The organism is Bacillus cereus group sp. MYBK139-1, from assembly GCF_051916915.1.
GTDB classification, from domain to species: Bacteria; Bacillota; Bacilli; order Bacillales; family Bacillaceae_G; genus Bacillus_A; species Bacillus_A pacificus.
In genome coordinates this window covers 1-14158 of sequence record NZ_JBQAHO010000006.1, presented here as the reverse complement: position 1 = coordinate 14158, position 14158 = coordinate 1, and the positions used below count along the sequence as shown (strand labels likewise).

Sequence of the window (14158 nt, the reverse complement as noted above, 5' to 3'; positions counted from 1 at the left end):
GAATCTAACTAAAAACTTGTTGAAAAGGAAGTTAGGTGGGGGACTTGTTAGAGCTAAAAGGTAACTTATTTGAAGTTATGAAAAAAATTAGGGATGAGTTAGGTTCACCGAATGATTTAACAATTAGGGAAGTTGCCCTTGCTGGCAGTTTTACACGTTGTGCTGTTATTTTTCTGTGTGGGTTAACAGATAAGGATAATGTTTATAAATATGTAGTTCGTACACTTCAATATGAAGAAGTACAAAAAGAAGCAGCTATCGTTCAAACGTTATTGGATCGTTTTATTTCTATTGCGGAAGTCGGTAAGAAGACAACATTTCCGGATATTATAAATGCGATTTTAGCGGGAGATACAGTTATATTAATTGATAATATTCAAACAGCTATCGTGATTAATAGTAGAGCTTGGGAAAAAAGAAGTTTAGAACCACCAGTAACAGAAGATTTAATACGTGGACCGAGGATTGGATTAAATGAAGATATTAACGTGAATAAAATGTTAATTCGCCGTAGTTTACGTGACCCAAAGCTGAGATTTCAATCTTATATTATGGGGAAGAGATCCCAAAAAGAAGTGACTTTAGTATATATAGAAGACATTATTAATCCTTACATTGTAGAAGAGCTAGATCGGCGTCTTCAATCCATAGTGACAGATGTCGTTTTTGAGACGGGTACAATTGAGCAATTAATTCAAGATAATAATTTGTCGCCGTTTCCGCAGTTTTTGAATACGGAAAGGCCTGATAATATTGTGGCCTCATTAGCGAAAGGAAAGGCAGCTATTTTGGTGGATGGATCACCGTTTGCCCTTATAGCTCCGCTAGTATTTGTTGATATTTTTCAATCTGTGGAAGATCATTATGAGCGTTGGGTAATAGGGACCTTATTAAGAATTTTGCGAATGGGTTCTGGTATAGTTGCAGTTTTAATGCCAGCGATGTATGTAGCGCTCGTCTCATATCACCAAGGACTTATTCCTTCTAAATTGGCTTATTCGATTGCCGGGGCAAGAGAAGGTGTTCCGTTTCCTGCTTATATTGAAACGTTAATGATGGCATTAACGATGGAATTAATACGAGAAGCGGGAATTAGGTTACCGAAACCGATGGGACAAACAATTGGGATTGTAGGTGGTCTTGTAATCGGAGAAGCAGCAGTGAACGCAGGAATTGTAAATCCGTTTTTAGTTATTATTATTGCGGTTACAGCTATTGCTACATTTTCACTTCCAGTGTATAGCATCACAATTACGTTTCGAATTTTACTTTTCGTCTTTGTATTAGCAGCAACTGCTTTTGGGTTGTATGGAATCATTCTAGCTCTTATTGCGCTTGCTATTCATATTACAAATTTAACAAGTGTTGGTGTACCGTATACGACTCCAATTGCTCCTGCATTTTATAAAGATTGGAAAGAAGAGTTTATTCGCATGCCAAAATCAATGCTGAAAGAGAGACCTGAATATTTACAAACAAAAGATTCTACAGTACGTCCAAAGGAGCGAGAATAATTGAAACCATTTGAGTATGGCGATGAAGAAATTGGATCTCGGGAAATTGGGTTTGCGGTATCATCGACCATTATTGGTATAGGCGCATTATCTATGCCAAGGGATATTGCTAACCAAACTTTATTTTCAGATGGTTGGATTATTTTGCTTTTGGGTGGATTGATATGTGCAGTTTTAGGCTGGTTTGTAACGAGGGTGGCTATTTTATTTCCAAAACAGAACTTTGTTCAATATACGAGTGCGCATTTGACAAAGCCGGTAGCATACACGATTAGTATGGTTTTAGTATTAACGTTTGCTGCTTTGACAGCATATGAATCACGAATGATTGCAATTATTTCGCAAACGTATTTATTTAGTGAGACACCAGTACAGCTACTATCTTTTTTCTTCTTATTAGTTGTTATCTATGGAATAGCAGGATCAAGAGCAGCTTTGTTACGATTAAATGTTATGTTCTTACCTATTGTTTTAATTGCAATAGTGCTCCTTTCTTTATTAAATATAAATTTAATGGAAATAAACAATTTGTTTCCAGCTTTCCAAACGGAAGTAAGTCAATACGCTGTTGGGGTTAAAAATTCTATATTCACATTTATTGGATTTGAGGTAGCTCTGTTTTATGCTGTGTTGTTGAATGATAAGACAGCGAAAAAGGCACCAATGGCAGTTGCGAAAGCAGTGATAGTAAATGTGCTCTCATACATTTTAATTTATGTAACGTGTATTAGTGTTTTTACGTATATGACAACTCGTGGATTGACATACCCAACAATTGAATTAGGGAAAGAAATTGAAATTGGTGGAGGCTTTTTAGAAAGGTTCGATGCAATTTTTTTTACGACTTGGATTATTACTATTTATAACACTACAGCCATGTATTATGACGTCGCATCTTTATTGTTTTGTGCCATGTTTCCGAAAGTGAAGAAACATATTTTTATTTTCGGAAGCGCACCTCTGATTTTTATGCTGAATATGCTCCCGGGGAATTTAAATACGTTATCAAGTTACGGAACGTATTTAGCGTGGATAGATATGGGGTTTGTCGTATTAGCTCCTTTGCTAGTTTTTATTGTATATAAAATAAAAAGAAGGAATGGTAGAAATGAAACACCTTCTTAAAATTATAATGGTTATGGTTTTAGCTGGATCTATAAGTGGGTGCTCTGAGCTAGAAGAAATAGAAGAAAGAGGATTTGTAGTAGGCGCAGCTTACGATATTGTGAAGAAAAAGAAATCAAATCCGATTATGAAAGGGACGTATCAGATGGTACTTCCCAGTAAGTTAGCGCAACAAAGTGGACAGGGCGATGGAGATAGTGAAAATTATATTAACGTAAGTGCGAAAGCAGATAGCGTCTTTGAGCAAATAAGAATAATTGCTAAAAAAATTAGTCGAACATTATTTTTTCCGCATATACAAGTCATTATTTTTTCGGACGAATTACTAGCGAATCCGTATGTTTTGCAAAATACGTTAGATGTATATTTTCGTGATCATGAAATGAGAAGAAATATTCGTTTGTTCGTTTCCAAGAAAAATGCAGAATCTATTTTAAAACAGAGTGCAAAACCTGAAAACTTACCGGCGCAGTACATTGATATGTTAGCTGAACATCCTCCGAAAAATGCTCAAATGATTGAGGCGGCGAGAATTGGTGAAGTACAAGGAAAAATGATCGCAGATCGAAGTTTTGCATTACCTCTTTTAGGGTTAACTAAACAAGGCGTACAAATGGAAGGAGCCGCATTAATCCGTGGAAAGGATAATAAGTGCGTTGGAACTTTGAGTGGAGAACAAACATTAGGAATGAACTATGTAATAGGTAAGAAAATTGGAGGTTTCTTTACTGTTCGTAAAAAGAATCAGCTCATTACATATGAAATTCATAAGTTGCGCCGAAAGATCCAAGTGTCTACTGAAAATGCTACAAAACCGAAGTTTGATATTCATTTGTCCACAGAAGGCATATTAGCTGAGTTACATTTTAATGAACCGAAACAAGTGATGAATGAAAAGCTTTTAAAGAAAGAAATTTCAAAGGAAATGAAGAAGCGTATTGAAAAGTCTATACAGCTTGTTCAAAAAAAATATAAGGTAGACGTATTGGAATTAGGAGAGGTATATAAGAGGCATAATTATAAAGAGTGGAAGAAAATTAGTAAGAATTGGGATCAAGGCCAGAATTATTTTAGTAATGCTGAAATTAATGTTCACGTTGATCCAACAATTGAACATTCAGGTTCAGCATTACCAAAGAAAGTGAAGTAAGGTGATGGAAGGTGTTTACTGGATTAGGGATTAGTTGCACAATATTAATGGCAGTTCTTCCGGGAGCTATATACTACATTCATAAAAAAATTACAACGTATGGAGCGCAGCCTTGGAATAATGATGTGCAAAAAAAGAAACCTGAATAATTTCAGGTTTCTTTCGCACAAAGCATATGTGAAGGGGGATACCTTCTATGTATGCTTTGTTTTTATACAAGCCCTAACCAATGTACCAATTGTGTAGAGAGGAATGTCACAACAATAGCGATAACGGTAGGGATTGCAAACGATAAGAATGTCCATTTTGCACTTTTTGTTTCTTTATATATGTTAACCAGTGTCGTTCCACATGGGAAATGAAGAAGTGAGAACAACATTGTGTTTAACGCCGTTAACCAAGTCCAACCATTTTCTAAGAATAGATTTTTAATTTGATTAAAATCATCTATTTCAGTTAAAGCTCCGGTTGATAAGTAAGACATTAATAAAATTGGGATAACAATTTCGTTCGCTGGTAGTCCAAGAATGAACGCAGCTAGAATAAATCCGTCAAGTCCTAACATTTTAGCGAATGGATCTAGGAAGTTTACAAAATACATAAGTAGGCTTGTGTCACCGATGAAAATATTAGCAAGTAACCAAGTTAATGCAGCCGCAGGAGCAGCTACAACAACAGCTCGTTTTAAAACATAGACGGATTTATCGAGTGTTGCACGCACAATTGTATTCCAAACCTTTGGCTTACGGTATGGCGGTAACTCGAGTGTGTAGTGAGTTGGAACGCCTTTTAAAGCTGTTTTTGATAGTACCCAAGAAACGGTTAATGTCATAACGATACCAATTACAACCATTCCAACTACAACCCCAGCAGTAACCAATGTTTGCATACTACCTGTATAACCGGCAGCCATAAATAATGAAGCCATTAAAATTAACATAGGCCAGCGACCGTTACAAGGAACGAAGTTGTTTGTTAAGATTGCAAGCATACGTTCACGTGGTGATTCAATAATACGTGTTGACATAATGGCTGCTGCATTACAACCAAAGCCCATTGCCATTGTTAAAGATTGTTTACCATGTGCACCAGAGCGTTTGAATAAGCGGTCCATATTAAACGCAACTCGTGGTAAGTATCCGTAGTTTTCTAATAGTGCAAACATAGGGAAAAAGATGGCCATAGGTGGTAACATAACGCTAATAACAGCACCGATACCACGGAATAAACCAAGTATTAAAATGCCATGTAACCATTCAGGTGCGTGTGCTGCTTGGAACCAAGATGTTAAATATCCTTCGGCCCATCCGAAGAACTCAGCAATCATATCAGATGGTACGTTAGCCCCTGCAATTGTAAGATAAAAAATGATAGATAAAATACCAAGCATAATTGGGAATCCCCAGATTGGAGATGTGAAAATTTTATCTAGTTTTTCAGAACGATACAATTTATCCGTATTTGTATATTGAACAGATTCTTTACATATGCTTGCAGATGTACGGTAAATATCTCCGACAATATCATCTCGTATATCTTCTTTTGATAGTGCTTGTGCATGTTGAATAATATAGTCTAATGGAAGAGCTTTACTGGCTGAGTGAGATTCCATTCATTACGACCTCCCTTACAAGTGGTTCATTATGGTGTTTTTGAAGTGTAGTTAAGAAATTTTTATCTCCATCTAATATACGTAACGCAATCCAGCGTGCTGGATACGTATCACCGAACACTTTATAAATTTGTGGTTCTAATTCCTGAATCATATTCTCGATTTTTTCGCTGTAAGAAATTTTAATTGGTGTTGGAATTAGCTTTTTATTTGCTACTTTAGCAATAACATTTAGTAAATGACCGATGCCTACTCGGTTACGAGCGGAAATTTTAACTACAGGTACACCGAGTGATTTTGCTAATTTCTTTTCGTCAATAACGATGCCTTTTTTCTCAGCTTCATCAATTAAGTTAATACAAATGACTACGTTGCTCGTCATTTCCATCACTTGGAGTGCTAAATTTAAATTTCGCTCCATAGCAGTTGCATCGATAACAACTACAGTTACTTCTGGTTTTTCAAATATAATATAATCCCTTGCTACTTCTTCATCCGCAGAATTTGAATATAGTGAGTAAGTTCCAGGTAAATCTATTAATGTATATTTACTACCGTTATGTTCATATTCCCCTTCAGCTTTTAAAACAGTTTTTCCTGTCCAGTTTCCAGTATGTTGTTTTAAGCCTGTTAAAGTATTAAATAATGTACTTTTCCCAGTATTCGGGTTGCCGGCTAAAGCAATGCGATGTTTGCTCATCTGAAATCATCTCCTATTAATATCCCGAAAATAAGGGAGCTTTCTTCCTTACGTAGTGCAATAGTGGTGTTGCTTACTTGATAAGCGACCGGATCTCCAAGTGGACTGCGTTGTAATACTTTAATTGTTGCCCCAGGGATAAATCCTAAATCTAATAAACGTCGTTTCATAGTTCCTTCTAATTGTATCTTCTCAATTTGTACAAACTCTCCTGTCTTAAATTCGGAAAGTGGTTTTATATTAGCCGATACCATAAAAGTTACCTCATCTCTATATTGTTAGTTTAAGTTTAAAAAGTTTCCTTAGGTAAACTTTTTGTTAGTAATATAGTAGACTACATTGGATGATGCTGTCAATTGGTACTTTAAAAATATTCATTTATTTTTAGAATTGTTCCAATTTATTTAGTTGTACTAAAAAATATTACTGAAATTCTGTGTGATGTGCATAAATTAGGTGTGTAAAAGTAACAAAATACAGCGGAATTGTAAATGTAACTTTAACTCAAAGGGAAAAAGAGTGAAAAACATTTACATTGAATTTACATTGTTAAGAGTAAATTTACATTACAGCTTAATTAGTGTGGATTTTGTTGGGTTCTTTAACTATAAATGTTGGGATTCCTAGTTTTTAAGGATTATTATCGTCATTTACTTAAAATTAAAAATTGCTTAACACTCACATAATATTATTGTCCTACAATGAATTTGTGTTCGAAAGAAGTAGATAAATGTGAAAAGTGATAATCCAAATGGGGGTACAAGACATGGTTATGAAAAAGGGTATTAAATTTTCTTTAGCAGCTTTAGTGGTAGCGGGTTCATTAGTGGGATGTGGAAAAGCAGAAGAGACATCAGGTAAAGATGCTAAAGGAAGCGATAATGCAAAACAAGAATTGTCAGGTACGATAGCAGCTGCAGGTTCTACAGCACTTCAACCTCTTGCAGAGGAAGCTGGAAAGAAATTTATGGAGAAAAATTCAAACGTTTCTATTCAAGTGCAAGGTGGCGGTAGTGGAACTGGAATTAACCAAGTAGCTTCTGGTGCAGTCCAAATTGGTAACTCAGATGTTCCATCTGCAGATAAAATAAAAGATGCTGATAAGGCGAAAGAATTAGTAGATAACAAGGTAGCGGGTATTGCATTCGCACTTGTCGTAAATAAAGATGTAAAAGTTGATAATTTAACAGTACAACAAGTACAAGATATCTTCACTGGAAAAGTAACAAACTGGAAAGAGGTAGGCGGGAAAGATGAAAAAATCAACGTAATTAACCGTCCAGCTTCTTCTGGTACACGTGCTACATTTGAAAAAACAATTATGAAAGATGCGAAAATTAATGACGGAACTGGTACTACACAAGATTCTAACGGTGCAGTAGAGCAAGCGATTAATTCTACTCCAGGTTCAGTAAGTTATTTAGCAATGTCTTACATGGTTGGCGAGAAAAAAGGTGCGCTACAAACAGTGAAAATTGATGGTGCTGAACCAAAAGTTGAAAACATTGCGTCTGGTAAATATCCATTCTGGTCTTACGAGTACATGGTAACGAAAGGTGAAGCGAAAGAAGCAACAAAAGCTTACATTGACTATGTAAAAGGTAAAGATTTTGAAAAGCAAGTAGAAGATATGGGTTATATTCCAATGTCTAAATTAAATAAGTAATAAAATTTATGGGGCTGGCTGCAAGGCCAGTCCTGTTCATTTCAATTTATGAAGTGGGGTCTGTCCTGTGATGAAGGGGAAAAAACAAATTAATTACGTGAAAAGTGAATATATAGGAAGATCACTTGTTACGTTTTGTGGCATTTTTATTGTTTTAGTTACATTAGCTATTATTGCGTTTATTTGCGGTAAAGGAATTCAATCTTTTACGCAAAGTGGTATCTCGTTTACTGAGATGTTAACATCGACAAAATGGAGTCCAAATGCTGATGAGGGAACTTTCGGGGCTGTAATTTTCATTGTAGGTTCAACGGTGGTTTCGTTAGGTGCGGTTATTATTAGTGCACCAATTGCTATAGCTCTTGCTATATTCATGAATTTAATTTCGCCGAAGTTTGGAAATAAAGTATTGAAGCCTGTTTTAGAATTATTAGTTGGTATTCCTTCAGTTGTATACGGATTATTAGGGGTTACAATTTTAGTACCGCTATTACGTGATTCGTTTGGGGGAGTAGGGTTTAGTTTAATTGCAGGTATTATTGTCCTAAGTATTATGATTTTACCTACTATTGCTAGTATCGCTTCTGATGCGATACGCTCTGTTCCATTTGATTATTTAGAAGCTTCTTATGGTTTAGGATCAACGAAATGGCAAGCGATTAGCCGAGTAATTGTTCCTGCTGCTAAAAAAGGGATTTTAACAGGTGTTGTTTTAGGTTTAGCGCGTGCTTTTGGTGAAGCGTTAGCGGTTCAAATGGTAATTGGGAATACGGTTAAATTACCAGAAGGAATATATAGCCCGACAGCAACGTTAACTGGTATTTTGACAATGGATATGACAAATACATTAAACGGAACTGCTTGGAACAATGCGCTATGGACTTTAGCAATGATTTTACTTGTTATATCATTCCTGTTTATTTTAGTTATTCGAGCAATTGGGCAAAGAGGTGAGCGATAATAATGAATGCAAGGACGGTAAATAAAGTTTGGACAGGTATCTTTTATGCGGTTGCGGCTTTAGTTGTAGCTTTACTAGTGTTCTTAGTATTTGAGATTTTACAAAAGGGATGGGGTTTTTGGGATCCTAATTTCCTGTTTGGAGAACCAAGCAATACAAGAGCTGGTGGTGGGATTGGTCCGCAGTTATTCAATTCATTCTATATGCTTGTTATAACGCTTATTATATCTATTCCACTTGGATTAGGTGCTGGAATATATTTAGCAGAGTATGCAAAACAAGGACGTTTTTTAAACTTTGTTCGTTTATGTATCGAGACAATGGCATCTTTACCTTCTATTGTTGTTGGTTTATTCGGTTTGTTAGTGTTCGTTACAATGACAGGATGGGGATACACAGTAATGGGGGGTGCCCTTGCTTTAACGATTTTAAACTTACCAGGTTTAACACGTGTTTGTGAAAATGCGATTTCAGAAGTTCCTGCTAATGTGAAAGAGGCGAGCCTTGGGTTAGGTGCAACAAAGTGGCAAACGATCACTCGTATTATTATCCCGTCGTCATTACCGCAAATTATTACAGGTGTTATTTTAGCGGCAGGTCGTATATTTGGTGAAGCGGCGGCATTAATTTATACAGCGGGTTTAACATCTCCAATTTTAAATTCAGCAGCGGACTTCTCAAGTCCTGCTCATCCTTTAAATCCATTTAGACCAGCTGAAACGTTAGCGGTTCACATTTGGAAGTTAAATTCTGAAGGGATTATCCCAGATGCGAAGTTAATTGCGACAAAATCTGCAGCTGTATTAATTATTATGGTATTACTATTCAATGTTATTTCACGATTAGTAGCATCTATATTGCACAAACGTTTTACAGGAGCGAAAAGAAAAAGTAAAACGACGAAGAAGGTAAAAGCTGCATAAGCTGTAAAGGGGAACTCTCTACTTATAAGTAGGGGGTTCTTTTTGCGTTTTAATATAGAAGGAAAAGGTATAGCGATTGTTGAATTTGTAATTCGTTATATAAATAAAGTGAAACTTTAATTAGTGGGGTCTTGCTGCTCGCGAATATTAGAATAAGAAGATGAAAATGAGGGAGTGGGTTTAATTTGTTTTTTCTGCAAATGTCAGGTTTTCCAGGATCGGGAAAATCGACAGTTTCTAAGTATATTGCGAAGTTAACAGGTGCTGTAATTGTAGATCATGACGTTTTGAAATCAGCGTTATTACAATCATTAGAGATAAAAGGGATTGAATCGACGATTGTTGGAGGAGTATCATACGATGTTGAATGGGCATTGATTGATTCTTATTTAGAACAAGGGCATAGTGTGATATTGGATAGTCCATGTCTATATGAAGGGATGGTTGAAAAGGGCATGAAACTGTCTAATAAACATGGTGTGAAATATAAATATATTGAGTGTTATATGAATGATATGGAAGAGATTAATAATAGGTTGCAAACACGTAAGCGTATGGTCAGTCAAATTGAAAAGGTAGAGTCGGAAGTAGCTTTTAAAAAGTGGTTAAATGGTAGTAAAAGACCTTTAAATAGTGAATATATTATTGTGGATTCTAGTGAAGCTCTAGAGCGGTATGCGGGAAAAATGATGAATTATATAAGTAGGTAGAGAAAAAGCATTATCTTCAGGAATGAAGATAACGCTTTTTCTTTTAAATATCAGTTGTTTCTGTAGAAGTGTTTATTTTTCTACGAGAGCGCCTTTTTCTCCCGATTTTATCTAATAGTTCATACATAACTGGAACGACTACTAATGTAAGAACAGTTGAGACTGCCAAACCACCGATAACAACAACGGCTAGGCTTTTTGATACCATACTTCCTGCTTGTGATTGGCTAAATAGGAGTGGGAGCATAGCAACAATTGTTGTAATAGCTGTCATAATAATTGGACGTAGTCTAGTGGAACCTGCTTCGAGTAAGGCTTCTCTCGTTTCCATACCATGTTCCCGGTTTTGTTGTACTCTTTCTATTAATACGATAGCGTTTGTAACGACAATCCCGATTAACATTAATGCACCGATTAAGGAATTTACATCGACTGGTGTTCCTGAAATGATTAATCCTAAAATACCGCCGACAGCAGCTAATGGCAAGGAGAACAAGATTGCAAAAGGAGCACGCGCCTGCCCGAAGGTAATAACCATAATTAAATATACAATCCCGATTGCAATCCCCATAATCTTGAATAAATCTGTGAAGTTCTCTTGCATAGATTCAGTGGCGCCTGCGATATTTACTTTTGCTCCGCTAGGTAAATCTAGGTCGGCTATCGCTTTGTTCACTTCAGTGCTTACCTTGCTTAAATCTTCATTTGAAGCTTCTGCGGTAATTTGAATCGTTTCTTTTCCATCTTTATGGAAAATTTCTGTTTGAAGTTGCTTTTCTGAAATAGTTGCAATGTCTTTTAAAGGAATTGGTCCATTAATAGGTGATAGTATGTTTGTGTTTAAAATGTCTTCTTGTTTAGTAATACTTTCTTTTTTATGTTCTATCATAATAGTAGTTTTTTCGTTATTGATTGAAACTTCACCAATAGGTGATTTCTTCATAAGGAATGCTACTTGTTGAGCTGCTAATTCTGGTGTTAATCCTAGTTGTTCGGCCTTTGTTTGATCAACATGGATTTGCCATTCTTTCTTAGAGTCTTCTAAATTCGTTTTTACTTTAGAAAGATCATCCATATCTTTTAGTTTTGTTTCGACGATAGTAGCAGCCTCTTTTAAATTCGTTTCGTTAGTGGCTGTTACGTTGAATTGCAAATTATTGCCGCTGCCAGAGCTTGAATAACTCATTTTTATATAATCAAGTTCCGCGGGCTCAAAAGTTTTATGTTCTTTCTTTAACTCTTTAATATACTGATCAATATCAGAACCTTTTTTAAAGACTACCAATATACTTGCGAGATTATTTTTCGTCGTTTGCCCCCATTGTGCATCTTCTGCGCTAGATCCCATTCGTAAAATAACATCCGTTACATCTGAATTAGAAAGTAGCTTCTTTTCGAAATCAAAAGCTTTTTGTTTTTGTGTTTCAGGAGCGTAATCAGCCGGAAAAGTCATATTAATAGATAACATTGTGTCGTCTTCAGATTTTATATTCGCTTTCGGTAGTAATACATAGGCGGCGATCGATCCTGCGAATAATAAAAAAGAAGTAAGTAGAATAATGAATTTATGCGAAAGAGCCCACTTTAATGTAGCGACATATCGTGGTGAAGAACTTGGCTTTTTGTGTTTTGTTTTTTTGAGTAGTAAAAAAGCCATAAGTGGAACAACTGTTAGTGCAACGATTAAGGATGATAGTATAGAATATACGACTGCTAATACCATAGGCAACATTAATTTTCCGATTACTCCTGATACGAGGCCGATAGGTAAAAAAACAGCGACCGTTGTTAAAGTAGAAGAAGTAATTGCGACGGCGACCTCTTTCGTTGCATCGAGAATAATATCTTTAGAGAAAGATTCTTTTTGTAAACGTCGGAAAATATTCTCAATGACAACGATGCTATCATCGACGAGACGTCCAACTGCAACAGCTAAACCACCAAGTGTTAGAGTATTAAGTGTGATGTTAGATTGGTGTAGTAAAAAGAGTGTTAATAAAATAGATAATGGAATACTGACAACAGCAATGAGTGTCGTTCGGAAGTTACGTAAAAAGATTAAGATAATTAGAGTTGCAGCAATTGCTCCAAGGATTACTTCTTTTCCCATGCTAGTAACAGCATTTTCAACTTGTTCATGAGTTGACGCTAAAAGTTTAATAGAAAATTGATCTTTATATTGTTTACTTATATCTTTAATTTTTTTATCGATTTCTTTTCCAATTGCAACTGCATTTTTACTTGGCTCTTTCATGATGATTAATCCAGTGCCTTCTTCGCCATTTATATGTGAGATTGTATCGTAGTGTTGTTTAAGTTCAATTTGAGCAACATCTTGCAATTTTACTTGAGGTGCAACGGTGATGTTTTTAATGTCATCTACATTTTTTATATCCCCGATGACACGAAGGTTATATTCTTCTTTATTAACGGTAACAGCTCCAGCTGGAGTGGAAGTTTCTTTTCCTTGTAAAACTTTTAATATTTGTTCCGGTGTTACGTTTTTATCTTTTAATTGGTTTGGATCTAGTATAATAGATAATTCAGAAGTTGATTTTCCGAAAAACATAACGTTGGCAACACCATCAATGCTTTCGAGTTGTGGTACGATTTCTTTTTCGATTTGTTTTTCATCTGCTTTTGAAAATCCGTTTTGCTTTTGGATTGCAATTTGAGCGAGTGGAATCATAGAAGTATTTAATTGGCTAACTATCGGTTTCGTTGCATCTTTAGGTAATTTAATTGTAGTAAGGGCCTTCTCAACTTCACGTGTGGCATCTTTCATATTTGCTTTGGATGTATACGCGATATCGATGCGTGATAATCCTTCGTGAGTAGAAGAGGTGATATTGTCAATGTGTTCTAAGTTGCGAAATTGTTTTTCAAGGGGAGCGGTTACTTCTTTTGTCATTGCTTCGGCGTCGAGTCCTGGAGATAAGGTTGTAACGGTGACTGCGGGATTATCGATGCTGGGTAAAAATTCCATAGGTAATTTAGAGCCGGAATAAACACCGAGTATGGAAATGAGAAAAACCATGATGATAACAGCGGCGCGGTTTTTTAATGAAAACTTCGTTAACCTATCCATAAAGTAATTCCTCCATTGGGTTATTTGTAGTTGAGTACGTCCTTTCTTACTATATAACAAAAAATGGATATTTTTCATTAATTAAATGTAAAAAAATTCTAACAATAATCTTAAGTTGATGTTTCGTTGGAATTTCGTTATCTATCCCGCCGTTGGTCGGACGATAAAATTCTCACCTCGAATTCGGTGGGTGTGGGGCTATCTGCCAACAAATCAACATGTTCGCATTATTAGGAAGTGGCGAAGCTATTTTCTTTTTAAATGTGGACTTTAATGTAGAAGAGAATGAAAAGGTGGGAGGGATTATGAAAGGCAGTTTGGTTAATTAGAGTGTATTGGTATACAATCAAAATACTTATTTTCAGTAGAGAGAATAAAAGGTCTTACTATAGAAGAAAGTAGGATAGATAATTTTTTTGTTTTTTATAAAAAAACACTTGTTATTTAAAAACCATGATGGTATATTAATAAACGTCGCTGATGCGGAAACGCAGAAAACGACAAAAAAGAAATTTTAAAACTTAGTTGACATCGAAAAATGAAGATGTTAATATGATGAAGTCGCTTCTGAAGCGATGGACAAGTTCTTTGAAAACTGAACGAAACAAACAACGTGAAACGTCAATTTTTATTTTAGATGCTAGACAAACTAACTTTATTGGAGAGTTTGATCCTGGCTCAGGATGAACGCTGGCGGCGTGCCTAATAC

The 14158-nt window shown here is 35.7% G+C and carries 13 protein-coding genes; 9 read left to right on the top strand and 4 right to left on the bottom strand.

The genetic code is table 11. The annotated features are described in order from the left end of the window. The first annotated feature begins 35 nt into the window (after nt 1–35). Genes gerLA through ACTFRS_RS23775 form a run of 4 tightly spaced genes read left to right on the top strand, consistent with a single transcriptional unit; the run spans nt 36 to nt 3938 of the window. Nucleotides 36–1514 (top strand): spore germination protein GerLA, encoded by a 1479-nt coding sequence (gerLA, locus tag ACTFRS_RS23790; protein WP_011040012.1) that lies wholly within the window; start codon nt 36–38, stop codon nt 1512–1514. Continuing rightward, nucleotides 1515–2639: a spore germination protein GerLB gene (gerLB, locus tag ACTFRS_RS23785; protein ID WP_000801997.1), complete on the top strand. Its 1125-nt coding sequence runs from the start codon at nt 1515–1517 to the stop codon at nt 2637–2639. It abuts the gene before it with no gap. Then, nucleotides 2623–3789 (top strand): spore germination protein GerLC, encoded by a 1167-nt coding sequence (gene gerLC / locus ACTFRS_RS23780; RefSeq protein WP_242269665.1) that lies wholly within the window; start codon nt 2623–2625, stop codon nt 3787–3789. Before gerLB ends, gerLC begins: the two co-directional genes overlap by 17 nt. Before the next feature lie 11 nt (nt 3790–3800). Then, entirely contained in the window at nt 3801–3938 is a 138-nt protein-coding gene (locus ACTFRS_RS23775) for a hypothetical protein (RefSeq protein WP_000493992.1), read from the top strand. Nucleotides 3939–4000: 62 nt separating this feature from the next. Here the strand turns inward: ACTFRS_RS23775 and ACTFRS_RS23770 are convergent, their stop codons facing one another. From ACTFRS_RS23770 to ACTFRS_RS23760, 3 genes are read right to left on the bottom strand one after another with little or no spacing between them, the layout of a single operon-like run. Continuing rightward, nucleotides 4001–5401 (bottom strand): nucleoside recognition domain-containing protein, encoded by a 1401-nt coding sequence (locus tag ACTFRS_RS23770; RefSeq protein ID WP_000443586.1) that lies wholly within the window; start codon nt 5399–5401, stop codon nt 4001–4003. Further along, on the bottom strand, nt 5379–6101 hold the full coding sequence (locus tag ACTFRS_RS23765) for a FeoB small GTPase domain-containing protein (protein WP_000033852.1): 723 nt from the start codon (nt 6099–6101) through the stop codon (nt 5379–5381). Before ACTFRS_RS23765 ends, ACTFRS_RS23770 begins: the two co-directional genes overlap by 23 nt. After that, entirely contained in the window at nt 6098–6355 is a 258-nt protein-coding gene (locus ACTFRS_RS23760; protein ID WP_000252983.1) for a FeoA family protein, read from the bottom strand. The genes ACTFRS_RS23765 and ACTFRS_RS23760 overlap by 4 nt, the downstream gene beginning before the upstream one ends. A gap of 512 nt (nt 6356–6867) precedes the next feature. On the opposite strand from ACTFRS_RS23760, the gene ACTFRS_RS23755 reads away from it, so the two are divergent. The 4 genes from ACTFRS_RS23755 to ACTFRS_RS23740 all read left to right on the top strand — a co-directional run bounded on the left by ACTFRS_RS23755 (nt 6868) and on the right by ACTFRS_RS23740 (nt 10361). Continuing rightward, nucleotides 6868–7767: a phosphate ABC transporter substrate-binding protein PstS gene (locus ACTFRS_RS23755; protein WP_000245119.1), complete on the top strand. Its 900-nt coding sequence runs from the start codon at nt 6868–6870 to the stop codon at nt 7765–7767. Nucleotides 7768–7837: 70 nt separating this feature from the next. Beyond that, nucleotides 7838–8728: a phosphate ABC transporter permease subunit PstC gene (pstC, locus tag ACTFRS_RS23750; protein ID WP_011040013.1), complete on the top strand. Its 891-nt coding sequence runs from the start codon at nt 7838–7840 to the stop codon at nt 8726–8728. 2 nt (nt 8729–8730) lie between these two features. Next, the gene (gene pstA, locus ACTFRS_RS23745; protein ID WP_000994138.1) at nt 8731–9651 is read left to right on the top strand and encodes a phosphate ABC transporter permease PstA; all 921 of its coding nucleotides are present in this window, start codon (nt 8731–8733) and stop codon (nt 9649–9651) included. Nucleotides 9652–9836: 185 nt separating this feature from the next. Next, nucleotides 9837–10361 carry an AAA family ATPase gene (locus ACTFRS_RS23740; RefSeq protein WP_139869425.1) on the top strand — a complete coding sequence of 175 codons (525 nt, stop codon included), beginning with the start codon at nt 9837–9839 and terminating at the stop codon, nt 10359–10361. A 43-nt stretch (nt 10362–10404) separates the two neighbouring features. On the opposite strand, the gene ACTFRS_RS23735 is transcribed toward ACTFRS_RS23740, so the two are convergent. Further along, a complete protein-coding gene (locus ACTFRS_RS23735; protein ID WP_139869426.1) occupies nt 10405–13449 on the bottom strand; it encodes an efflux RND transporter permease subunit in 3045 nt (1014 codons plus the stop codon). A gap of 552 nt (nt 13450–14001) precedes the next feature. On the opposite strand from ACTFRS_RS23735, the gene ACTFRS_RS23730 reads away from it, so the two are divergent. Continuing rightward, on the top strand, nt 14002–14136 hold the full coding sequence (locus ACTFRS_RS23730; protein ID WP_254916515.1) for a hypothetical protein: 135 nt from the start codon (nt 14002–14004) through the stop codon (nt 14134–14136). Nucleotides 14137–14158 lie beyond the last annotated feature (22 nt).